Raw genomic sequence first — 22,568 nt, forward strand, 5'->3', positions numbered from 1 at the left:
ATGAGTCTCGAATCTCAAATCGCCGAGTTGGTAAGCGTCAATAGCAAGCTCGTTACCGTATTCGACGGCAAAATCGCTGCCATCAATGCCGCTGTGTCGGCGGCGGTAGCTGCCGCTCCAGCCATCTTCCGCGAATTCTATGTGGACCCTGAACTGGGTCTGGACACCAACTTGGGTACCAAGGCGAGCCCGTTCCGCACCATCCAGCGCGCGGTCGACTCCACGCCCAAGGGTGGTCGTTGCGAGGCCTGGTTGATGAGCCACTACGTTCTCGACTCCCATGTTCGCCATGAGGGTCGCGAGGTCGCTGTGCGCGGGGAAATCGGCGCCGGCACCCGCCTGGTCATCAATGAGTTCCTGCGTGATGGCGACCCGCTGCCGCGCATGGGCTCGTTCTGGCAGAGCTATGGCTCGTCGCTGGACCTCAGTAACTTGACCCTGAGCTTGCCGGCATCCGCTGCCGGTGACCTCAGTGCCTATAACGCACTGACGTTCTCCAGTGGTTCCACCGCGCCGAACATTCTGCAACTGCGCTTGCACAACATCGCGTTCGAGCTGCGCGGCACGTTCCGAGGCCGCATTCTCGGCCCGGATTCGCCAATGGTTGCCCTGGGCCTGACCGGTACCACTCTGCCATCGGCGTTGGCGGGCCGCATCGTCACCAACGTGGCCGCCGGCACCGAAAGCAAGACCCTGCCGCACGTCATCACCAACGTTCCTACCCTCTGAGGTCAGCATGCAAAAGAGTTCTCTGAACGTCGTCTTTGGCGACAACAACTACATCGGTTTCGAGTTCGGCAACCTCCCGGTCGGCGCGGCCTTGCTGGTAGCCGCCCAGCAGATCGAGCAAGCGGCCGACCAGGCGCGTGCGGCGGTGCTGGGCGATCCCCTGCGTGCGGTGGAGTACCAGATGGCCGAAGCCGACGCCAAGGCGTTCATGGTGGCCGGTTTCGACGGCGAAGTGCCGGCGACCGTACAGGCGGTGGTGGATGCCTCGGAGGTGACGCCTCAGGCTGCAACCGAGCTGATCCTGTCCGAGTCGGCGGCCTGGCGGGGCGCCCTGTGCGAGATTCGCGCGGCGCGCCTCATGGGCAAGCAGGCCATGCTCAAGGCCACGACTCACGCCGAGGCCGAAGGCTACGCCGACACTGCAATCGACGCGATTCGTGCGATCTCCAAGGCTTACAACCCCGCCTGACCCCTCCCAGGCAACACCGTTACCCCCGAGGCCGCTAAGCGGCTTTTTTTGTGTCCGGGCCGCGCACTGTCGCGGCCTGGTGCTTTCTGGAGCATTCCCCATGGCTGGATTCTTTCACGGCGTTACCGTAACGCTCGTTGACACCGGTGCGCGCAATATCGCGCTGCCGTCCTCCTCGATCATTGGCTTGGTCGACACCTTTACCGAAGGCGCAGGCGCCACGGCGAAGTACAACGACCTGGTGCTGATCACCAACGAGCGTGAGGCGGTCGCCGCGTTCGGTGAAACCTCGGCCATCACCAAGGCCTGCCGGGCTATTTACACCCGTGCCAAGGCGGTGATCGTCTGCTGCGGTGTGGCAAAGGCGGTCGACGCGGCGGCACAAACGTCCTCGATCATTGGCGGCGTGCTGGCCAACGGCAAGCGTACCGGCCTGCAGGCTCTGCTGGATGGCAAGAGCCGTTTCAACGCCCAGCCGCGGCTGATCGTAGCGCCTAAGCACAGCGCGACCCAGGCGGTGGCCACTGCCATGGATGCCTTGGCAGCCAAGCTGCGTGCCATTGCCATCGTTGACGGTCCCGGCACCACTGATGAGGCCGCCATGCTCTACGCCAAGAACTTCGGTTCTAAGCGCATCTTCATGGTCGACCCCGGCGTGCAGCAGTGGGACACCACCAGCAACGGCACCGTCGATATGCCGGCTTCGGCCTGGACGGCTGGCCTGTTTGCCTGGACCGATACCGAATACGGCTTCTGGGCCTCGCCGTCCAACAAGGAATTCGTCGGCATCACTGGCACCACCCGTTCGGTGGAATTCTTGGACGGCGACGACACCTGTCGGGCCAACCTGCTGAACAACGCCAATATCGCGACCATCATTCGCGACGACGGCTTCCGCCTGTGGGGCAACCGCACACTGTCGAGTGATGCGAAGTGGGCCTTTGTCACCCGCGTTCGAACGCTCGACATTGTGATGGACGCGATCATGTACGGGCATAAGTGGGCAGTCGATCGCTCGATTACCGCGACCTACGTCAAGGACGTGACGGAGGGGCTGCAGGCGTTCATGCGCGACCTCAAGAATCAGGGCGCCATTGTCAACTTCGAAGTGTATGCCGACCCGGTGCTCAACACTGCCAGCCAGCTGGAGCAGGGCAAGGTGTACTGGAACATCCGTCTCACCGATGTGCCGCCAGCCGAAAACCCCAATTTCCGTTTCGATGTCACCAACCAATGGCTGACCGAAGTCCTCAACGCTGCCGCCTAAGGAGCCCCCGACATGGCATTCATTCCTCAAATTCTCGCCAACACCAACCTGTTTGTGGATGGCAAAAGCTTCCAAGGCGATGTACCCAGCCTGACCCTGCCCAAGCTCGCCCTCAAGATGGAGGAGTACCGCCCAGGCGGCATGGATATGCCGATTGAGATGGACGTGGGCATGGAGAAGATGGAAGCCAACTTCACCACCACCGGCGTGCGCAAGGATTCGCTCAGGTTCTTCGGCCTGGCTGACGGTAACGCCTTCAACGGCGTTTTCCGTGGCTCGTTCAAGATCCAGAAGGGCGAAACCCTCGCGGTCGTGGTCACCCTGCGCGGCACCCTGAAAGAGCTGGACATGGGCGACTGGAAGGCCGGCGACAAGGCCGAGCTCAAGCACGGCATTGCCGTCACCTACTACAAGCTCGAAGTCGGCGGCGAGGTCATCTACGAGATTGATCCAGTCGGCATGAAGCGTGTCATCAACGGCACCGACCAACTGGCGAGCCAGCGCGCCGACCTCGGCGTGTAATCCCCATTCCTCTCGCAACCCTTTCCGAATCAAGGACACCCTTTTATGAGCAAGCCAGCCCCTAAGTTCCTGACCCTGACCGCTGAAAACGTCACCGTTCGCCTGTCCAAGCCCACCACCCTCAATGGCATTGATCAGGCCACCATCACCCTGCGCGCGCCGACCGTAAAGGACATCCGCGCCGCTGGGCAGACCTCTGACGGCGACGATGCGCAGCGCGAAATGAACCTGTTCGCGTCCCTGGCCGAGGTCGGCGTCAAGGACCTGGAAGGCCTCACCTACAAGGACTACAACCGCGTCGCCACCGGTTACAACTTTCTGGTGCAAGACGACGAACTGTAATCCCCAGTCGCTCAAGCACGCCGCCAAGCGTCTCGCGGCCGAGCTGCATTTCTCGGCCGCTGAAATCATGACCATGTCGTATGCCGACATGGTTTGGTGGCTTACCGATTGAGCTTGCACAGGGGGTAACCGATGGCAAGCAAGGTAGCGTTATCGCTGGTGATCGGCGGCGCCGTCGCGTCGTCACTCGGTGCTGCGTTCAAGACCGCCGAAAACGGCATCCAGAAGCTGGAAGCCAAGGGCAACAAGGCCAAGGTGCTGAAAAGCACCATTGGCGAAACCATCAAGCTGCGCGAGGAATGGAAGCGGGCGCATGACAGCGGCGCGGCCGGTGCCGACAAGCTGCTGCGCAAGCTGGACGGCAACCTGGATGCGTTGCGCAAGCAGGGGATCGAGGTCGGCAAGCTCGGCCGCGAGTACCAGCGCCTGGGGCGCGAGGCGAAGGCCGCCGATCTGCAGCTCAAGGGCCACCAGCAGCTGCAGTCGGGCAAGGAATCGCTCAAGTCGAATATCGGTAGGGCGGTGGTGGCCACGGGCGCCGCCGCTGTGCCGACGATGATCAGCGCGAACTATCAAGCGGTCATCCGTGACATTGCGATCAAGGCCGATATCGCCAATAAGCCCGAGGAGCAGCAGCTTAGCCGGACGGTGATCGACACGGCCAAAGACACCGGCATGTCACGCAATGACGTGGCCGACCTGGTCAACCAGCTGGTCGGCGCCGGCATGGAGCTGGACAAGGCGCTGTCGTATGCGCCGGTCGCGGCCAAGTTCGCGGTGGGTCAAGGCGCCTCGGGCGTCGACACCGCGTCGATGATCCAGGCGCTGGAGCAAAACGCCAAGATCAGCGACCCCAAGGTCATGCAGCAGGCGCTGGAGGCTATCGCCTACCAAGGCCAGGCGGGCAGCTTCGAGGCCAGCGACATGGCCAAGTGGTTCCCGCAACTGCTGGCCGGCATGGAGAAAAACGGCATCACCGGGCTGGATGCGGTGACCTCGTTGGGCTCCATGCTGCAGGTCCAGATGAAGACCGCCGGCAGTTCCGACGAAGCGGCGAACAACTTCAAGAACTGGATGGAGAAGATCGGCGCCGGCGATATCAAGAAGGCCTACAGCGATGTGGGCATTGATTATCAGGCGTCACTGAATACCGGCCTGCAGAAGGGCATGAACGTCATTGAGGCGTCCATGGCCCTGGCCATGCGCTATGTCGAGAAGACCGACCCGGCCAAGGCCAAGCAGATCAAGGACGCCCAGGCCAAGATCGACAAGGAGGTCGACCCGGAGAAAGCCAAAGCGGCGCTGGAAGCCCTGGAGAAAACCCTGCGCACCGGCGATATCTTCGCCGACATGCAGGTCAAGGCCGCGCTCACCGCCTACGGGCAGAATCGGGGGCTTTACGAAGAACTCAAGGCCGACTCCAAGAAGGCCTCGGGCATCCTCGACAAGAACCTGGCTGAGCGCCGCGAGACCTCGGCGCAGCAGTGGGCCGAGCTGGGGCAGGCGGTGGACGACTCCATGCGCAGCATTGGCGATGCCATCCGCCCGGCCACCGACCTGGCCGCGCAGGGGCTGACCAAGGTTGCCCGTGGCATCACCTCGCTGTCGGATCAGTTCCCGTCGATAGCGATGGGGATTGGCGGGATCACGGCGGCGGTGATTGCATTCCTGAGTGCACGTAGCGCCCTGCGGATCGGCCGTGGGGTGTTCAATATCGCGCGCGGCCGAGGCCTGGAAAGGATGGCGGGGCGCGTGGGGCGCGCTGATCGCGCACCTGTTGAGCTGCCTAAGACAGGAAACAAGGTGGTCGACACCGGCCTAGGGTTGCTGGGCAAGGTGTTTTCGGCGGGCTCGAAAGTGCCTGGCCAAGCCGATGAGCCGGGAGCAGTCGCCAACGACACCCAGCGCGTGTTTGTGGTCAACGCCGATGCCTTCGGCGGGATCGGCGGCAGCGTTGCAAGTAGCGGCCGTGCAGGGCCTGCTAGGGGGAGTCGCAGAAGTCGGCGCCGGGAGCGTCGGCGCGCTGCCCGGCAGGGTGTCCCGGCGCGGCCGGCGCCGGCTGTCGAGGCCCCCAAAGCGCCTAAGGCCGCAGTGGGCAAGGCTCGGACGCTGCCTGCAGCGTTGTCGGCCCTCACCGCCGCCGATGACTTGGGCAAGGTGGCACGCTCGGTGCGCGGTGTCTCGCGTCTGGCAAAGAATCTGCCAGGTGGCAACATTATCGATGCCGGTGCGGCTGCGATCGATGTCGCGCTGAACGCTGAGACCAAGGACGAAAAGGCCGAGGGTTATGGTGGCGCCGCCGGCAGCCTGGCGGGCACTCTCGCCGGAGCAGCAGCCGGGGCCGCCATAGGCTCAGTGGTGCCGGTGATCGGTACCGCTGTGGGTGGTGCTGTCGGCGCCGTCCTGGGCGGCATGGGGGGAGAGTCGTTTGGTGGCTGGCTGGGCAAGCGCTGGTTCGGTGATGAGCCGGGCGACGGCCAAACCGAGCCGGAATCACCACCGGCACTGGGTGAAGCGTTCCGTGTATCGATTCTGCCGGCCAAGGAAGTCGATCCCGAGCCCGTTACGGCTCCGGCCAACCCTGAGCCGCTGTCGGCGACGAAGGCACAATCCGAGCCTGCGATGCCCAAACTGGGCGACACGGTGAGGGAAGTGGCCACCCCGGCGCCGATGGAGCCAGCGGTTTCGTACGACCCTCGCGACCCCGAGTCGAAAGATCCGTTCCTGCTGCCGGCGTTGACGGCTGGCAAGGTGCGGTTCCCCGGCGCTGGTCTGGTGCGGCCGCAGCCTCAATCAGAGCCCCCAGCAGTTCCCGAGGCGCTACCCGAAGCACCTGCTCCGAAGTTGGGCGGCACGGTACGGGAGGCGGTTACCCCGGCGCCGGCGGAACCGACGGTGTCGTATGACCCGCACGACCCCGCGTCGAAAGACCCGTTCCTGTTGCCGGCGTTGACGGCCAACAAGGTGCGGGTCCCTGGTGCTGGCCTGGTGCGGCCGCAGGCTGAACCAGAGCCAGAGCGCGGGCCACCGGCGCCCAAACTCGGGGCTGCGGTGCGGCAAGCAGCACCGGCACCCGTCCCGGTACCGGCCAAGCCCGAGGTGTCGTATGACCCGCGCGACCCGGCATCGAAGGACCCGTTCCTGGTACCGGCCCTGGCGGCCAACAAGGTGCGGTTCCCCGGTGCCGATCTTGTGCGGCCGCAACCTCAAGCCCAGCCGCCGGCCGGGCTTGGCGATGTGGTGCGCGAAATGGCCAAGGCGGCGCCGCCGGCGCCCAAGCTGCCGGAGGTGGTTCAACCTACCAAGACGGCAGGGCCGCCACCGGCGCCGAAGGTGGATCAGGAGTTTTCATTCTCGCCAACCATCAAGGTCGACGTGCAAGGCGATGTGAAAGATCCGGCCCAGCTGGTGCGTGAAATGGAAGCGCCTTTGCGCAGTATGTTCGAGACGTTCCAGCGCGAAGTCGCTGCGCGCATGTCCTCGGCGCAGCTGTTCGATCAACCCCACTTTTAAGGAGGGCCTATGCCCTACATGGAGCAGCTGGAATCTTCCCTGTCCAGCCTGGTGGCAGCGGGGGAGGCTGGCCGGAAAAGCGCCGACGGCATGCTGGTCCCGCTCAACGGCGCTATCAGCAGCATTACTGGTGCCGCGTCTGAACTGGAGAGCATCCCGTTTCTGCCGCCCGAGCTGGGCGCCAAGGCGGGCCGGCTGGTGCGCAGTATCGGTGTGGCGCAGGCGCGGGTGGGACAGATAACGTCGGCCTATAGCCGGGCGGTATCGGGCGTTAGCCAAGTGCAGGAGCGTCTCGGTACGTTCAAGCAGATGGCCAGCAAGGTGTCGTCGGAGGTCAGCCGAGTGGCTGGCAAGCTCAGCCCCTCACTGTCCAACATCCTGCCCAGTGGCGGGCTGCTGGGCTCGGCTACGCCGACGCCGGAGGCTGTGGCGCCGTTCCCGCATCTGCTGATCATCCAGCCGCATGAGCCCAACGCCCAGCCGTATTACTTCAACCTCGGTACGGCTGCGTTTGACGAGCTGCGCCGGCAGGTGTCGTTTCGTTGGGCGGGTCAAGAGCGTTTGCGCCGCAGCGTGGCGCAGCAGGCCGTGGGCCTGGGTGAGGAAAAGATCACGCTCAAGGGTGCGATCTTCCCGAACCACAAAGCCGGGCTCAAGCAGCTCAACACCCTGCGCTCCATAGGCCGCAACCTGCGGGCATTGAACCTGGTGACGGGCTACGGCGAGGTGCTGGGCGACTGGTGCCTGGTCAGCATCGAGGAGGAACAAAGCCACCTGCTGGCCGGCGGTATCCCCCGAAAACAAGGCTTCACCCTGGAGTTTGTGAGCTATGGCAACGACCTGCAGAACATCTGACGGTGATCTGCTCGATGTGATCTGTCAGCACCATTACGGGCACCTCAACGGCACGGTCGAGGCCGTGCTCGATGCCAACCCGGATCTGGCCAGGCAGGCGCAGCCGTACCGCGCCGGTCTGCTTATCCAGCTGCCGGACCTTCCGGCCCCGGCCGTCGAGCTGCTGCAGCTGTTCGGCTAATCCGCGTTACGCGTAACGAACCCCGCCCTGTGCGGGGTTTTTCGTTCCTGGAGCAAGCATGAAACCCACGTATCAAATCGTCGCGGATGGCAACGACATCACCGCGCTGATCAATGACCGCCTGTTGCTGCTGCGCACCTCGGACAAACCCGGCATGGAGTCGGACGAGTTCGAGCTGCGCATTGACGACCGCGACCAGGCCGTTGCGCTGCCGGCGCGCGGTAGCAACGTGGTGGTCATGATGGGCTATGAGGGCCAAGGATTGACCCGCCTGGGGGCCTACACCGTCGACGAGGTGGAGCTGAGCGGCCCGCCCGACACCATCGTCATTCGCGGCAAGGCCAGCGACATGCGCGGCAGCGGCAAGACCGTGCGCAGCGGCAGCTGGGAGAACGTGCCGCTGTCGCAGATCGTCGGCGAAATTGCCAAGCGAAATGGCTGGGAGGTGTCTTGCCCGGTCGACACCAAGGTCGAGCGCATCGACCAGCGCAACGAGTCGGATTACAACTTTGTCACCCGCCTGGCCAAGCAGTACGACTGCACCGCCAAGGTAGCCGAGAGCAAGCTTCTGGTGATGCCTCGGCAAGGCGGGCAGAGCACTACCGGCAAGGCGCTGTCGATCATCACCATCAACAAGACGGACGTTTCCCGCTACCAGTTCCGCCTCGGCGACCGCAACTCGCAGAAGGCCGTGAAGACCCAGCACCAAGACCCCAAGACCGGCAAGTTGCAGGTGGTCGAGCTGGCCAACGACGAGTCGCCGGACGGCCTGCCGCCGGTGCACACAGACCGTCACGTCTACCCCAACAAAACCGCCGCCCAACAGGCCGCCAAGGCGCGTCTGGCTGCGTTCAACCGCAGCACGGCCGGCGTGCGCCTGGAAATGGCCGGTCGCACCGACCTGTTCGCAGAGCGCTCGATCAACGCCCAGGGCTTCAAGCCGGGTCTCGATGGCGAGTACCTGGTGGATGGGGTAGAGCAGGTCTTCACCCAATCCGGCTGGACCACGACTGTCGAGTGCAATGGCGGCAAGAAGGGCAAGGCCAAGGCCTCTGGCAAGAAAAAGAAAGACAGCAAGCCGCTCAAGGTCGAGCAGCTGTAACCCCTCGGCCGCACACGGTCATCATTACTGGAGAAATCAATGGCTATCTCGGTTCAACAACTTCAGAAGATCTACCCGAACGCCGGCTCTAAAGCCGGCGTTTTTGTTCCCGGCCTCAACGCAACAATGGGCAAGTACTCGATCATCACCCCTCGGCGTATGGCCGCGTTCCTTGCACAAGTGGGCCATGAGTCGGGCCAGCTTGTGTATGTGCGAGAGCTTGGTAACGATGCCTACCTGGCCAAGTACGACACCGGGCGGCTGGCGGAACGACTCGGCAACACCCCGGCGGCTGATGGCGATGGTCAGCGGTACCGTGGCCGTGGGCTCATTCAGGTCACCGGCCGCGACAACTATGAGGCCTGCAGCGAAGCGCTGTTCGGTGACAGTCGCTTGCTCAACACCCCCGACCTGCTCGAGCAGCCTGTCTACGCGTCGCTGTCGGCCGGTTGGTACTGGCAGCGGGCAGGACTCAATAGCCTCGCGGACAAGGTGCTGCAGGCCGATGACTCGGTGTTCGAGTCGATCACCCGCCGCATCAATGGTGGCCTGAATGGGTTGAAAGATCGCCAGGCGCTCTATAAGCGAGCGCTTGAGGTGCTGCAGTAATGTCGCTGAATTGGCGTATCGCCTTGCTGGCCGCTGCGGTCGGGCTCTATGCCGGCGGCCGGGGCGTCTGGGTTTGGCAGGCCAGCGAGTACGGCAGGCAACTTGCTGATCAGGCTGCAGATTATGTCCAGCAGCTGGCGGATAAGGATCGGGCTTACGGTCGTGAGCGTGAGGAAGCTGCAACTGCTGCCCTGGAGCAGTTGGCTGAACAGAAAAGTCAGCGCAAAGACCTGGAGGATCGCCTGCAGGAGCAGGGCAAAACACATTGGCAGGAGATGAACGATGCACAACAGATTCAAGATCGCCTGCGTGACCGGCTGGCTACTGCTGACTTGCGGCTGTCAGTCCTTGTCGACGCCGGAGCCTTTGCCGCCCCGGGTGGTGACGGTGGGGTGCGAGAAGCCGCCGGCGCCGGAAGCGTGGTTCATGGCGCCGTACGCGCCCGACTTGACCCAGCGCATGCTCAACGAATTATCGGCATCACCGACACCGGTGATCGGGGACTGATCGCACTGCAGGCCTGCCAGGCCTACGTCCGCGAAGTCACCAAATGAAAAGAGGCGAGCCGGGTAGATGCGCCAACATCCAGCCCGGCCCGCCGAACCCGCAGACCCTTCCTGCAAGTCCAGCCGTAGCCTCTGCCTTGTGCACAAAGCGCGGCGAGCCTAACACCTGTTTATCCATACAGTAAAGACTTGCATATATATGACCTCTCCTATCATTCCCTGGATGGGTGGCAAACGCCGCCTGGCCGACCGCCTAATCCCACTCTTTCCCCCTCATGAATGCTATGTCGAAGTCTTCGCCGGCGGTGCCGCATTATTCTTCATGCGTCCCCAGCCCGCTCCGGTGGAGGTGCTGAACGATCTCAACGGTGACTTGGTCACCCTCTACCGTGTTGTGCAGAACCACCTGGAGGAGTTCGTGCGCCAGTTCAAGTGGGCGCTCAGCTCCCGGCAGATCTTCGAGTGGCAGAAGATGACCCGCCCCGAGACCCTGACCGATATCCAGCGCGCCGCCCGATTCTTCTACCTGCAGCAGCACGCGTTCGGCGGCAAGGTCACCGGGCAGACGTTCGGCACCGCCACCACTGGGCCGGCCATCAACCTGCTGCGCATCGAGGAGAACCTGTCCGCCGCCTGGCAGCGTCTCGCCGGCACTTACGTCGAAAATCTGTCCTGGCTCGCCTGCGCCGAGCGCTACGATCGAGCGCACACATTCTTCTACATGGACCCACCGTACTGGCAGACCGCAGGCTATGGCGTGGATTTCCCATTCGAGGAGTATGAGCGCATGGCCGAGTTCATGCATGGGTGCAAAGGCAAGGTGATGGTCAGCATCAATGACCACCCGGAAATCAGGCGCGCCTTCGACGGCTTTCACTTCGAGTACTTGGATATCCGCTATAGCAACACGAACCAGCGGCAGTGCAAGGCGGAGGTGACCAACGAGCTGGTGATCATGAACTGGCAGCCTTCCTCGCTGGGTGGCTTGTTCTGAGGCTCTGCAGCAGCCTAGATTAGCCGGATAGGTTAGAGCTGTGCGTCGCCGGCTTGCTCGGCCAATCGCTGGCAGGCGACGTTGTCGACCAGGATATCCATGCGGTCGATGGCGGAGTGAAGGCGGTGTCCCATTTCTAGGCCTATGAAGACACCCTCGGCGGTCGCGTGCGCGATCAGGCAATTGACAGGGCTGGTGGCGGCCTCAATCTATTCGAGAACCTGGCGGAGTCGCTTCTGGGCTTCAGCAGGTAACACCAAGCCGGGGGCAATTGGGGTGTGCTCGGGTATGCTTAGGACGCTTGGGGTTGGGGGCGACCTAACAGACAGATTGTCATCGTCAGTTTACGAGGATCGGAAGAAGTCATGATGCAGCATCCTTTGAGAGAGTGTGTGATCAAGAAGTTCATAGATAGCTGGTCGCGTGCTCGCCCCTCAACAGGAGCTGACGCAGTAGAGAAATTGACAGATCTTTACGACAGATTCAAAGAGGCAGGACTTGCCGATGGGCATTTCGAAACCCAACTTTGCAGAGGGCCAGCCGCCGCGTACTCTCAGCGAGTCGGCGAAATGCTGCTTGCTGATTACTTGTGGCGAGATGGATTTAAGTTGCGCAGCAAAGCAATAGGCCCTGATTTTTTTGCAGAAAAAGACGGCGAGTCAATCTGGATTGAGTTGCATACGCCAGAGCCTGCAAGGGTGCCTAGTGAGTATTTCGACTTCCTTCCTGGGAGGGTCTTTAATGTACCTCATACGGAGTTGAGTTTGCGGTGGACATCGGCGTTTGCTCAAAAGAAAAGGCAGTTTGATAAGTATATTGCTGATGGGGTTGTGGGTATCTCCGATAAGTGTGTGATTGCCATTAATTCCAGTTTGCTAAATCGGAGAGGATTTCCAGATTTCACTGGGATCAGCACGCTGCCCGTACCGGTTGAGATTTTGTTTGGAGTAGGGGCGAAGCAATTTGTAATTGATAGGTATACTGGTGATGTTGTTGGTCAGGATTTTGAGTGTCGTCCATCTATTTTGAATCACTCCGGGGCGTCTGTTCCTGCTAATAGTTTTTTTGCTAAAGAGAATAAAAGCATAAGTGCAGTTTTGGGTGTTGTTCTCACCGAGCAGAGCATTCTAGCAGGCGAGTATACGTCAGCAATGATATACAATCCATTTGCGGATGTTCCCATAGCATTAAGAATCCTAAGTGCAATGGAGCACTGGGTGTGTAGGGGGGCAGAACAAGATTTTGTGATAGAGATCGCTCAGTAAATATTTAATGCGTAATCGGAAGACTGTTCGCTAATTGGGCCGATTATTTAACCTGTACGATGATAAAGGATAGATTTTTAAATGGATGCGCTGAGAAGGGCTTTGAAACCTACACTGCTTGATGTGCTTTCAATATTTATTGCTTCGATTCTAGGCGCTGTGATTGTATTGGTTACCTTTAAGTATGAGTTTTTTGCGGGGTTTATTGCATACTTAGCAGCTGCGGCTTCCGTTGTGTTTGGGATCTATCTCTCGAAAAGGCTTCGAAGTGATGCGGTGGCGCATGCAGTAAATATTTTTGTTGTGTCTCTGGTGTGCATAAGTGTGACCTTTAACACGACTCAAATTCTGGCGGGTTTTATGATTCGCCACATGAGTGGCTTTATGAGCAAGGATGTCGAAGATTTTACAAATAAATATGCGCTACCAGGTTCCGAGGTTGAGCTATTGGTGTGGACAGTGCTCACTACTTTTGCCCTCGTCCTTGCTAATCGTTGGGGGAGCGAGTTTTTCAAGGGTGAGCGGAGTCGCAGAAAAGATGCAGATGTATTAGAGAAGTTTTGCTTGTTCATCTTGTGGTTGACCTCGTTTCCAGTAAATGTGGTGTTGGTGCTGTTGCTGCTGGTCGCCTCTTTCATACTCATGTTTCTTAAGAACGACATTGCGTTGTTTGCAGCGGCAGGAGGCCCGATTACGATTATTGGATTGCTATCGACTGTAAAGTTCACAACTATCGAGAAATATCTTAAGCGAGAAGAATTAATTGTAAACAGCACTGGAATGACTGGCCCTCCAGTTTCTCAGGCGGATTCCGAAATTATCGCGGCGCGGAGTCAGGAGGCAACTCGTCAGCGTCTGGCACTTGAGTTGAGGTCAGAATTGACCGGTATAGGGCTGACCGTGTTTGGTACCATTCTTTGGGCTTATGGAGCATATTTGCCGATCTTGTAGTGGCTAAATACTACTTCTCGACTCGCTAGCTAACAGTGTCAGCCCTAGCTTCCAGAAAGCTCACCGACAGCTAGCTTCATCAAACCCTCAGAGCCTGTGTAAATCAATCTGTAGTGCTGTCCCGCAGCAGGGTCTGGCCCCGCCTCTAGTAGCATAGGAGGCAGTGGGCAGATTTGATTCAAGCGCGTGGACGCTCGATCCCGATGGAGATTACTTCCGTGTGATTGTCCAGCGTCATCTGGACCGCCATGACATTGTCGTGGATGTGGATCAAGCGGCGTTGACTTAGCCAGAGGAACAGCTCCTCCAGTGCTGCTCTGATGGCAAAGTAGGGTTGAGCGGTCATAGCCCGCCCTGTCTCGCCCCGTGGGCACCGCGCTCACGGCCGAGATTACCATTCATATTCTGCGAAATGCGGCAGCCTGATTATAAAGGGATAGACTCGTCCATGAAGGTTCCTGACTCTATTGTCATTCCTTTGAATTCTTTCCATTTCTTCAGCTGCCGGGCATAGTATTCGGATCCGGGAGATAGTGTTGAGCCCATAGAATTAAGCTCCAAGTCCCTTATGTTGACGGTCCGAGATGAAGCGCAAATGTCAACTTCTTGGAAGAGGAAGTCAAAAACATAAGTTTTTTTATCAGGTGCGCCAAAATTTGCGAAGCGATTTTTAAGTTTTAGGTTTACGATTTCTCGTATTGTTTCCTTTTCGTGCTCAGACATTCTTGCGCCAAAAATTATGCCTACAATTTGACTAAAATCATAATAAAAAAGCCTTTGTAAGTTGCTGTAGGTTGATTCTCCGGATATGTATTTGCTTGGTTGGGGGAGCAAGAGTCTGCACTCTTTTTCATATTCCCAGCATTTGTTCTTTGTTAAGAGTTGGTTTTGAATGGTTGAGTGGTACTGAAGTCGGTCCGGCTCTGGCAAATGGGGATAGCCAGTAAAGTGGCAGGGGAGTAAACTAAATGCATCAATTGCGTCCAGTTGATCCCTATAGTGCACTTCATTTACTTTGAAGCGATGTCCAATATGTGCACTGTGCGCATTTGAGATTTGAAGTGATTGTTTTGTTCTGTTGGGGCATTGATGGAGATAGCCATCTATGGGGCGGTAGACAATGCAGTAGCCTTGATGGCTGCTTGCATAGTGTGACCACATAAGCATGTCGCTAGGGTTTTTTGATAACGAGACGGAATAGCCAGATCCGGGAGAGTAAAGTGACAAGGTTGACTCTAGAGTATCGAGTTTATTTCGAAACTCAAGAAGCTCTTTGAATGTTGTGGTTTTGTCTTTGAAGGTTGTGGTTATGATTATTTGTTTGTGTTTTTCGAAGTCTTGTAGCAGTTGTTCATATGATATGGGGCACAGGTTTGCAATATAGGTTGCTATAATTTGAGCTTCATTCGCATCTTCCCAAATTTTCGTTGATATCAAATTCCAAGTTTCAAGAGAGTTTCCATGGAATTCGAATTTTGATTGCATCTCTATAGGGTCATTTAGCTCTTCGCGCGATGCAAAGTACCATTCGTCATATAGCAGCCCTTTTTGTGATAGGAGGCCAGAAGGTCTATATCGATATATAAGCATTTTTTGAGTTCCTCCTCATGGAGCTAGGGCTTAGATGTTAAAGCACGCTGGGTGCGTATTGTTGGTATGAATATTTAATGCGTTAACTAAGTGTGTGCTCATGTGAGAGCAGTGGGTCATTATCTACGGTGTGCGGCCATTATATGCATCGAGCGCACTTTACTTTCGATAGATTCAGAAACTATCAGAAAGGACGTAGCGCGACTAGAAGTTTAGCGCTTGGGAGGCGTCCGAGTAGTGTTCGTTTAATGTCAGGCATAGCATATACGCGCTGGCACCGGATTGGTACAAAAATGGTACAGGCTTGGGTTGCTTCGCTGCGTTGTGTCTACTGGGTTGCGGGGAGACCATGCCCGATCCATCATCGGCATAAGAGAGCAGTCGTTTCTGACCCAAGGCTCGACTCGTCGAGGCGAGGCCCTCGTTGTCATTGCGCCAGCACCTTCGGAGTTTACACCCTGCCGAAGACGCGACGATTGCGCTAGCATCGACTTCGAACCCACGCATGGAAGCCCTCAATGAAAGCTGGTCACGAGAAACCAATTGACGCGGTAGCGGCACGGGTTGTCGCAAAAGGTGAGCAGTTTGAATACCAGGCAAACGCTACCAGTCTGGATTCCGATCTGCCCCTGGCTATCAAATCAGTCCCGGATGCTGCTAGAGCCAACCCGTCTTTCAGAAATTACACCGGGGACCGATTTGGACGTTTCACGGTCATGGGACTTTCGGCCGACAAAAAAGGGCGTTGGGTATGTCGGTGTGTCTGTGGTCGTTACTCCATGCGGAGCAGCTCGGCCATAGTCAGTTCTGCCGAGGATGCATGTTGCGATCAGTGCTACTTACAGGCAGTTTCAAAGCGTCAGGAGCATTTGCGTCGGTCAACGAAAGACCGTCCAACCAAGGATTTTCTGGCTTGAGCGCTACAGACGAATCTTAGTCTCTGCTGCGACAGCTTAGGGCAATTTTAGGGCAAATCTGGGGCCGCCTAGGGGCGCTTAAGGTCATTTTGCTCTATGTGTCCTCCAGTAAAATAGGGTCTGGTGCGGCCTAGCGGGCGTTGCGGGCGGGTTCAAATCCCTATCTCTCCGCCATACAAGATCAAGCCCCTGGAAGCGAAAGCTTCCGGGGGCTTTTTCGTTGCGTCTTACTTTTTCATCATCCCCAACTCAGCATCATCCAGCAGCGCCTTGGCCATCGCGCTCAGGTAATGCGAGGCCCAGATCAGTTTCTGGTCGCCGTCCATCAGGCCGGTGATGATCAGGTCGCGCACGTAACCCATCAGTTCGGAGGCCTGTTCGCGGGCGTCCTGGCAGGGGATGCCGGGTTCGATGCGGAACAGCGGGTGGGTGTTGTTTTCGCCTTGGTAGAAGCAGGTCTTGCCGACTGTGGTGGGTTCTGTTGTGTTGTCGGTGGGCATTGTTTTGTTTCCCTGGATTCTGGGTTGCCTGGGCTGGCCTCTTCGCGGGCACGCCCGCTCCCACAGGTACTGTGCAGTGCGTGACGGCTGTGGTGACCTGTGGGAGCGGGCGTGCCCGCGAAGAGGCCTGACCTGCTAATGCAAGGTGTGAGGCTCTGTGGGTAAATGCGGCCGCATCTGCAACTGCATCAACGCCGACTCGACCAGCCCCTGTACCGCTTCCATTTCATGGATCACGGCCTGCATCACGATCGAGCTGTGGGCGGTGGGTTTGAGTTGCACGGATTGGCGGGCCACGGACAGGGCGCAGAGTACGTACTCTGAGGACTGGACCAGGGTGTCTTGCAGGATCTGGGTGGAATGGGGGGAGTAGGGTGGATCGGGGACTGTCTTGCGCATGTAAGCTCCTTGGGTAGTGGAGCCGCCTGGCAACGCTGTCAAACGAATGGAGGCAGCTATACATGGGTTGACAGACCGGTACCCAAGGACCCGGCGCACACGAATGTGCCCCATGCACAGCTGCCATTAAGCGCTGCAACGGAAACTTGAGTAGTCGGCCTGTCAAAGCCGGTCGCTGATTTCACAACGACGAGCCGAGACTAGAGCGCGACCGAATCCGTCGCAACCGTTTGAGCGGGTTGGCAGTATGTTTGGGAAACGCCCTACAAGGAAGGGGATAATTCTGAGTAGAAGTTGTAGGACGGATTTCTACTAATCAATCAGACAGGCTTCCTGCAACATTTTGTCTTGAACTGACAATGGCACCTTGGGCTACAATGCGGCGCTCTGATACGCCACTCACGCCCAGGCCACACGCCGTAATGATTACGCGCGCTGGGCGATGAACTCTTCCTGACATGGATTCGTTGGATGCTTTGCGCCGTACTGGTCTCCCCCTGCGCCCCTCGCTGGACGGCTGAATTGTCGTCTGCGGCCAGTGCTGCACACTTTCTGAAAACCCCGCACAAACTCGAATGCTGCCGCCAACCATTGGCTGCGGTACGCGGCTGTGCGCCCCACCGAAAATGGAGTGCTCCACTTGCGTAAGAAATTCGTCGCGTCCCTTCTGGCGGTCGCCATCGCCTCTACCACGGCCTGTGCACAGCTCGGGATCAGCAAAGAGCAAGCGGGCACCGTGATCGGTGGCCTGGCCGGTGTGGCCATCGGCTCGACCATGGGCAGTGGCAACGGCAAGATCGCCGCCGCGCTGATCGCAGGTGGCATTGGCGCCTACGTGGGCAACCGCATCGGCCACATGCTCGATGAAAAGGACCAGCAAGCCCTGGCGCTGCGTACGCAGGAAGTGCTGAGCCAGCAGCAAACCACTGCCAGTGCCCAGCCAGTGACCTGGAAGTCCGACCACTCCGGCGCCACCGCGCAGATCGTGCCGGGCAAGGAATACACCAAGACCAAGCAGGTCGAGGTCAAGCGCGCGCCGAAGATCCAGGCGGTGCCGTCGATGAAGCTGATCAACGAGCCGTATGTGACCATCAGCGACAACCTCAACGTGCGCGCCGCGCCTAACCAGGCTGGCGAGAAAGTCGGCAGCCTGAAGAACCACACCGAATTCACCGCCGTGGGCTCCACCGGTGACTGGATTCTGGTCGGCCGCAAGGGTGTGACCGTGGGCTATGTGCACAAGAACTACGTCGAGCCCAAGGCGCAAGCGGTTGCCAAGCGTGTAACGCCAGCCGTCAACCTGGACGAGCTGGACGTTGCCGCCAGCAAGGAAACCCAAGGCTTCGACCTGGACTCGGTGCAGTCGCTGCCAACCCAGACAGTTGCCGCCGAAGCGGCCTGCCGCCCGGTCACCGTCAGCCTGAAATCGCAAAGCGGCCAGACCGAACAAGAGCAGAACACCTTCTGCAAACAAGCCAACGGCACCTGGGAACTGATCTGAGGAACTCCATGAAAAAGCACGCGCTCGCGCTGGCTGTGATCGGCGCTTGTGGTCTGGTACCGCAGGCGTTCGCCCACGAGCTGGCCTTTTCCAAGAAAGACAACATCAAGGTCGAAGTGCCCGGGGATGCCACCACCTGGTGCAAACCCCAGGTCGACCTGACCATTACCCGCCCGGCCTGGGATAACCAGGAACTGCTGTCAGGCCTGCTGACCAAGCTGCCGTTCGTGTTCGCCAAGGACTGCTCGACCGCCAAGGTGAGCTGGAAGGCGGTCGATGCCAAGGGCAACCTGTACGCCAGCGGCTCGGGCAATGCCAGCAACCTCGGGCTGGTGACACTGGCTGCTGCGCCTGCGCCTGCGCCTGCGCCTGCACCTGCACCTGCCGCTGCCGCCCCGGCGCCGGCTGCAGCAGCTGCCCCCGCTCCGGCACCTGCGCAGCCAGAAGCACCGGCTGCTGCTGCACCGACACCGACACCGGCACCTGCTCCGGCCCCAGCCCCAGCCCCTGCTGCTGCAGCGGCCCCGGCAGTGGTCGAAGCCGCACCTGCGCAGGCAAAACCCGCTCCGGCCCCCGCGCCCGCGCCAGCCGTAGCTGCAGAGCCAGCCCCAACCCCCGAAGCCCCGGCAGCAGCCCCTGTTGTGCCGCCCGCTCCGGCACCTGCCACAGCAGTCGCCGCAGCCCCCACTTCGGACTTCGGTCGCTCGGTGGTCCTGGAAAACCGCAACCTGATGCAGGTAACGGACGGCACCGGCTGCAAATGGGTGCTCAGTACCTCGATCATCGGCGATGGCGACACCCTGTCGTTCGGCACCACCCCGGCCATGCCGTGCCCGGCGTCCGGCTTTGGTGAAGGCAGCTTCGACAAAATCAGCTGGAAGGCTGTGGGTACCTACCGGGGTGATAACTGGACCCGCGTCTATGCTCACCCGAGTGGTTTGATCTTCAACAAGCACCTTGAGCCTGCGGTAAAGGACAAGGCCGTTTCTTATCTCACGCCGCAAGCTGACCAGGCCGCGTTCCTGGTCGGTGAGATCCCCGGCCGGCAGATGAAGGTGTACCTGACGTTCACCCGCTCCAGCTACGGGGTGCTCCGCCCGTTCGGCAGCGACCCTTACTACGTCGCGGTCACCCCGGACGAGTCGTTTGCCCTGGACGCGACCAAGTACAAGGAAGCTGCGCTGGAAATCTTCGACCTGATCAAGACCACCTCGCCGACCACCACCGATGTGGCCAACCTGTTCATCGTCAAAGACCTGTCGGCGATCTCGAACAACATCTGGGGCAACGACGCGCAGAAAATCACCCGCAACCGCATCGGCATCAACCGCCAAGGCCTGTTCTTCGATGTGCGCGACGGTGCCAACTGGGCGGTACAGCGCGAGCAGCAGCGTGTGCGTGAGCAGCGTCAGCGCCAACAGGAGCTGGCCCGCGTGCACACCCGTGTGCTGGAACGTTACCAGCAGTTGCAGGACGGCATGAGCGACTTCAAGGGGCGCGAAACCGAGGCGTTGGCGCAGATGGCCGGTATCAAGGTGCGCTTCGCTTCGCCACTGGAGCAGCAAAACCCTGCGACCTCGGCCAGCGTAGTGCCGATGATGGTGCACGTTACCGGCAAGAAAGGTGACTTCTACAGCATCGACTTCCCGAGCAACGGCCGCCTGGTTGCGGACGAGGAATACAGCGAAGGCTGGTACGTGACCCAGGTGGCCAACGCCACGCCGTACTACCCGCTGGACGACGGCCGCGCCGTGCCTACCTACCGTGCCTACAGCGCCGGTGAACCCGAGGCCTGCAAACAGGACCACTGTGCCGACCGCGTGTCGTTCGGCGCCGTGCTGGCCAAGGAATTCCCCAACGCCGGTATCGATTTCAGCTGGACCCCCGAGGTCTCCCAACAGTACGTGAACGACTGGAACAACGCTTCCGCCATGGTCCAGTGAGGCAAACACCATGATCAAACAGATGAACAAGAAGCAGCTGCTGATTGGCGGTGTGGCCGCAGCGGTGCTGGTGCTCGGTGGTGGCTATGCGATGGTCGCCAGCTCGGGCAAGAAGGCTGCGCTGGCCTACTACGACGACTTCAAGGAGCGCTATTTCCTTGAGGATGTGCTGTCGGAGGGGGACATTTCCTACTCGGCGTTTTCCGGCAACCTGACGGTAGCCGACCCGGAGATCCGCGTGGCGGCGGCGCAGACCAATGGCGCCCAGCAGTTCATGCGCGGCCTGTCGGGCTTGATGGAGTCCGTACAGGGTGGTTCGGCTGAGGAAGGCCTGGCGGGCTGGGCCAAGTACCAGCTCAATGTCAGCCGCAATGTGGCCGGGGTGTACCTGAAGGCTGATGCGCTGAAGCTGGCCCATGACGGAGACAGCAAGGATGGCAGCATTCATATCCAGTTGCTGGGCATGCAGATGGCCAACCCTTACGTTGCCAGCAAGGGGGCTGAAGTCGTGCTGGTGGCGGATGTCAGCGACGAAGTCCAGCCACGTGCCGAGCTGGCCGCCAATGGTCGGGCCGCCCCGTCGAACTTCACCTGGGGCGCCAACATGGCGGTGCGCCAGCCAGTAACCGGCGCGTTTCTGGTCAGCAGCACCGGTGACTTTGGTACCACGGTCGACCTGGACTTCACCATCAAGCGCTCCAGCGATGGCGAAGGCTCGATGGCGTTCGTGGTCACCCACCGCAACGACGGCTCCAAGGTGGGGGAGATCGTGCGCAAGGCCGACTTCCAGTCGCTGCCGGAACTGGACGATGTCGAAACCCAGCTCAAGAGTGCCCTGAGCGCGATGCTGATTGGCGCGTACAGCCCGTACACCGGCCAGGCGGTGTTGGCTGAAGCGGTCAGCGGCTTTGCCCGCAAGGCCAAGGTCGAGAACTACTCGGTGAGCTACAGTGGCTTCAAATCGCTGAAAGAGGCTTTCAGCGATTACCAGCAGCAAGTCCCCAAGGCAAAGTTCGCAGCCTTCTGCCAGGAGGTTGGGCTGTCGTCGTGGAGCAGTGACTTTGGCGCCAAGGCCAAGAACCACAGCGATTCGGAATGCGCCATCGGGCAGAAGCTGGTCGAAGACGGCAGTTTCGAAGAGCAGTACACCTTCAAGGAAGGCAAGAGCCTGTTTGCGGCGTTGTTCGTGAGCAAGGCGTATCAGCTGGAAACCAATTGACTGGGTAATGGCTGAGTGAACAAGCCCCCGGGAACCCTGAGTTGCCGGGGGCTTTTTTTGCTGTCAGGTGTGCCCGGACCCTGTCGGGCTTGGGATCAGCGCATCGCCGCCAGTTTGATGCCGAATCCCACCAGGCAAGCCCCCGCCAGCCGCTCGAACATATTGGCAATTCGCGGGTTGGCGCGCATGCGCTCGGCCAGTTGATGGGTCAGCACCACGGCAATCAGCCCATACAGGAAGGTCACCACTGCCACTGTTGCCGCCATGAAACCGAACGTCACCAGCCCTTGGTGCTTCACCGGGTCGACGAACAGTGGGAAAAACGCCATGTAGAACATGATCGCCTTGGGGTTGAGCAGGGTGATCATCATGGTCTGGCGCAGGTACTGGCCGTTGTCCATGCGGCAGGTGTGTGCTGCACCACCGGGTTTGCTCAGCAGCATGCGCAGGCCCAGGTAGGCCAGGTATGCAGCCCCCGCCCACTGCACCATATGAAAGGCGGCAGGGTAGGTGGCCAGCAGGGTGGCGACGCCGGCTACCGCCAGCCACAGCAGCACCTGGTCACCCACGATAACGCCACAGGTCGCGGCCAGGCCTGCCTTGATACCGCCCTTGCCGGTGGCGGTGATCAGGGCGAAATTGCCCGGGCCGGGGATGGCCAGAAGAATGAGGAAGGCGATGACGAATGCGCCGTAGTCGGTGACGCCAAGCATGGTGAGTTCCTGTTGGGCATTGCGAAGGCAGTGCGCTGAACTATCGTCGCCAACGGCGCGCTTTTCAACCTGTTGTTGCACAGTTGCAAAGAACCTGTGCCAAGTGCGGCTTGGATCCAATGCCTGGAGTCTGTATGATTCCGCGGCCATCAGACGATGGTCGAAGATGATTCATTTAAAGGACTGAGTAATGAAAAAGCTGTTCAAGGCCACCGTTGCCGTTGCTGTCGTTTCGGGTGTTGCCCTGCTGTCGGGTTGCACTGGCCAAGTTTACAACCAACCAAAAAACTGCACCTACGACTACCTGTTCCACCCTTCGGTTTCCATCTCCAAGATCATCGGTGGCTGCGGCCCGATCGATAAACTGCCTCAGCAGCAGTAATCTTGGCGGTACCCTGATCGCGACGCTTGCGGCGTGATCCAAGGCCCCCGGTCATGCACATGGCCGGGGGTTTTTGTTTTTGACGTGACAAACTGCCGC

General features: G+C 59.5%; 23 protein-coding genes. 18 read left to right on the forward strand and 5 right to left on the reverse strand.

The features are described from left to right. From REH59_RS06540 to REH59_RS06605, 14 genes are all read left to right on the forward strand, one after another. The gene (locus tag REH59_RS06540; protein WP_320450436.1) at positions 1-729 is read left to right on the forward strand and encodes a hypothetical protein; all 729 of its coding nucleotides are present in this window, start codon (positions 1-3) and stop codon (positions 727-729) included. Positions 730-736: 7 nt separating this feature from the next. Beyond that, entirely contained in the window at positions 737-1,198 is a 462-nt protein-coding gene (locus REH59_RS06545) for a hypothetical protein (protein ID WP_320450437.1), read from the forward strand. 100 nt (positions 1,199-1,298) lie between these two features. Continuing rightward, a complete protein-coding gene (locus REH59_RS06550; RefSeq protein ID WP_320450438.1) occupies positions 1,299-2,465 on the forward strand; it encodes a phage tail sheath family protein in 1,167 nt (388 codons plus the stop codon). Positions 2,466-2,477: 12 nt separating this feature from the next. Next, a complete protein-coding gene (locus tag REH59_RS06555; RefSeq protein WP_320450439.1) occupies positions 2,478-2,987 on the forward strand; it encodes a phage major tail tube protein in 510 nt (169 codons plus the stop codon). A 45-nt stretch (positions 2,988-3,032) separates the two neighbouring features. Further along, positions 3,033-3,329 carry a phage tail assembly protein gene (locus REH59_RS06560; RefSeq protein WP_320450440.1) on the forward strand — a complete coding sequence of 99 codons (297 nt, stop codon included), beginning with the start codon at positions 3,033-3,035 and terminating at the stop codon, positions 3,327-3,329. Between the two features lie 132 nt (positions 3,330-3,461). Continuing rightward, a complete protein-coding gene (locus REH59_RS06565) occupies positions 3,462-6,842 on the forward strand; it encodes a phage tail tape measure protein (protein WP_320450441.1) in 3,381 nt (1,126 codons plus the stop codon). A gap of 9 nt (positions 6,843-6,851) precedes the next feature. Then, entirely contained in the window at positions 6,852-7,697 is an 846-nt protein-coding gene (locus tag REH59_RS06570; RefSeq protein ID WP_320450442.1) for a phage tail protein, read from the forward strand. Continuing rightward, positions 7,672-7,878 carry a tail protein X gene (locus tag REH59_RS06575; RefSeq protein WP_060494983.1) on the forward strand — a complete coding sequence of 69 codons (207 nt, stop codon included), beginning with the start codon at positions 7,672-7,674 and terminating at the stop codon, positions 7,876-7,878. Before REH59_RS06570 ends, REH59_RS06575 begins: the two co-directional genes overlap by 26 nt. Positions 7,879-7,936: 58 nt before the next feature. Continuing rightward, positions 7,937-8,980, forward strand: coding sequence for a phage late control D family protein (locus REH59_RS06580; protein ID WP_320450443.1), 1,044 nt, complete (start codon positions 7,937-7,939; stop codon positions 8,978-8,980). 39 nt (positions 8,981-9,019) lie between these two features. Next, positions 9,020-9,589, forward strand: coding sequence for a glycoside hydrolase family 19 protein (locus REH59_RS06585; protein ID WP_014755647.1), 570 nt, complete (start codon positions 9,020-9,022; stop codon positions 9,587-9,589). Then, complete coding sequence (locus REH59_RS06590) at positions 9,589-10,143, forward strand: lysis system i-spanin subunit Rz (protein ID WP_320450444.1); 555 nt, start codon at positions 9,589-9,591, stop codon at positions 10,141-10,143. Before REH59_RS06585 ends, REH59_RS06590 begins: the two co-directional genes overlap by 1 nt. Before the next feature lie 151 nt (positions 10,144-10,294). Continuing rightward, positions 10,295-11,089, forward strand: coding sequence for a DNA adenine methylase (locus tag REH59_RS06595; protein ID WP_041167295.1), 795 nt, complete (start codon positions 10,295-10,297; stop codon positions 11,087-11,089). A gap of 365 nt (positions 11,090-11,454) precedes the next feature. Then, positions 11,455-12,354 (forward strand): hypothetical protein, encoded by a 900-nt coding sequence (locus REH59_RS06600; protein WP_064590535.1) that lies wholly within the window; start codon positions 11,455-11,457, stop codon positions 12,352-12,354. An 81-nt stretch (positions 12,355-12,435) separates the two neighbouring features. Next, positions 12,436-13,305 carry a hypothetical protein gene (locus REH59_RS06605; RefSeq protein ID WP_320450445.1) on the forward strand — a complete coding sequence of 290 codons (870 nt, stop codon included), beginning with the start codon at positions 12,436-12,438 and terminating at the stop codon, positions 13,303-13,305. 178 nt (positions 13,306-13,483) lie between these two features. Here REH59_RS06605 and REH59_RS06610 read toward each other — a convergent pair whose 3' ends face one another. The 4 genes from REH59_RS06610 to REH59_RS06625 all read right to left on the reverse strand — a co-directional run bounded on the left by REH59_RS06610 (position 13,484) and on the right by REH59_RS06625 (position 16,711). Further along, positions 13,484-13,651, reverse strand: coding sequence for a hypothetical protein (locus tag REH59_RS06610; protein ID WP_320450446.1), 168 nt, complete (start codon positions 13,649-13,651; stop codon positions 13,484-13,486). Between the two features lie 80 nt (positions 13,652-13,731). Beyond that, on the reverse strand, positions 13,732-14,895 hold the full coding sequence (locus tag REH59_RS06615; RefSeq protein WP_320450447.1) for a DUF2971 domain-containing protein: 1,164 nt from the start codon (positions 14,893-14,895) through the stop codon (positions 13,732-13,734). Between the two features lie 1,144 nt (positions 14,896-16,039). Next, positions 16,040-16,312: a DUF3077 domain-containing protein gene (locus REH59_RS06620; RefSeq protein ID WP_012051485.1), complete on the reverse strand. Its 273-nt coding sequence runs from the start codon at positions 16,310-16,312 to the stop codon at positions 16,040-16,042. Between the two features lie 135 nt (positions 16,313-16,447). Continuing rightward, entirely contained in the window at positions 16,448-16,711 is a 264-nt protein-coding gene (locus tag REH59_RS06625) for a hypothetical protein (protein ID WP_003254728.1), read from the reverse strand. Positions 16,712-17,351: 640 nt separating this feature from the next. Here REH59_RS06625 and REH59_RS06630 point away from each other — a divergent pair. Genes REH59_RS06630 through REH59_RS06640 form a run of 3 tightly spaced genes read left to right on the forward strand, consistent with a single transcriptional unit; the run spans position 17,352 to position 21,374 of the window. Next, positions 17,352-18,212, forward strand: coding sequence for an SH3 domain-containing protein (locus tag REH59_RS06630; RefSeq protein WP_003254727.1), 861 nt, complete (start codon positions 17,352-17,354; stop codon positions 18,210-18,212). Positions 18,213-18,220: 8 nt separating this feature from the next. Next, the gene (locus REH59_RS06635) at positions 18,221-20,155 is read left to right on the forward strand and encodes a hypothetical protein (protein WP_265536612.1); all 1,935 of its coding nucleotides are present in this window, start codon (positions 18,221-18,223) and stop codon (positions 20,153-20,155) included. A gap of 10 nt (positions 20,156-20,165) precedes the next feature. Continuing rightward, positions 20,166-21,374, forward strand: a complete 1,209-nt coding sequence (locus REH59_RS06640; RefSeq protein ID WP_004575731.1) for a hypothetical protein — start codon at positions 20,166-20,168, stop codon at positions 21,372-21,374. 95 nt (positions 21,375-21,469) lie between these two features. Here REH59_RS06640 and REH59_RS06645 read toward each other — a convergent pair whose 3' ends face one another. Then, positions 21,470-22,087: a LysE family transporter gene (locus REH59_RS06645; RefSeq protein WP_003254721.1), complete on the reverse strand. Its 618-nt coding sequence runs from the start codon at positions 22,085-22,087 to the stop codon at positions 21,470-21,472. A 190-nt stretch (positions 22,088-22,277) separates the two neighbouring features. Between REH59_RS06645 and REH59_RS06650 the strand changes: the two genes are divergently transcribed. Continuing rightward, complete coding sequence (locus REH59_RS06650; protein ID WP_003254720.1) at positions 22,278-22,469, forward strand: YhfL family protein; 192 nt, start codon at positions 22,278-22,280, stop codon at positions 22,467-22,469. Positions 22,470-22,568: the final 99 nt, after the last annotated feature.

The organism is Pseudomonas sp. BO3-4 (assembly GCF_034044115.1).
Classification (GTDB): domain Bacteria; phylum Pseudomonadota; class Gammaproteobacteria; order Pseudomonadales; family Pseudomonadaceae; genus Aquipseudomonas; species Aquipseudomonas alloputida.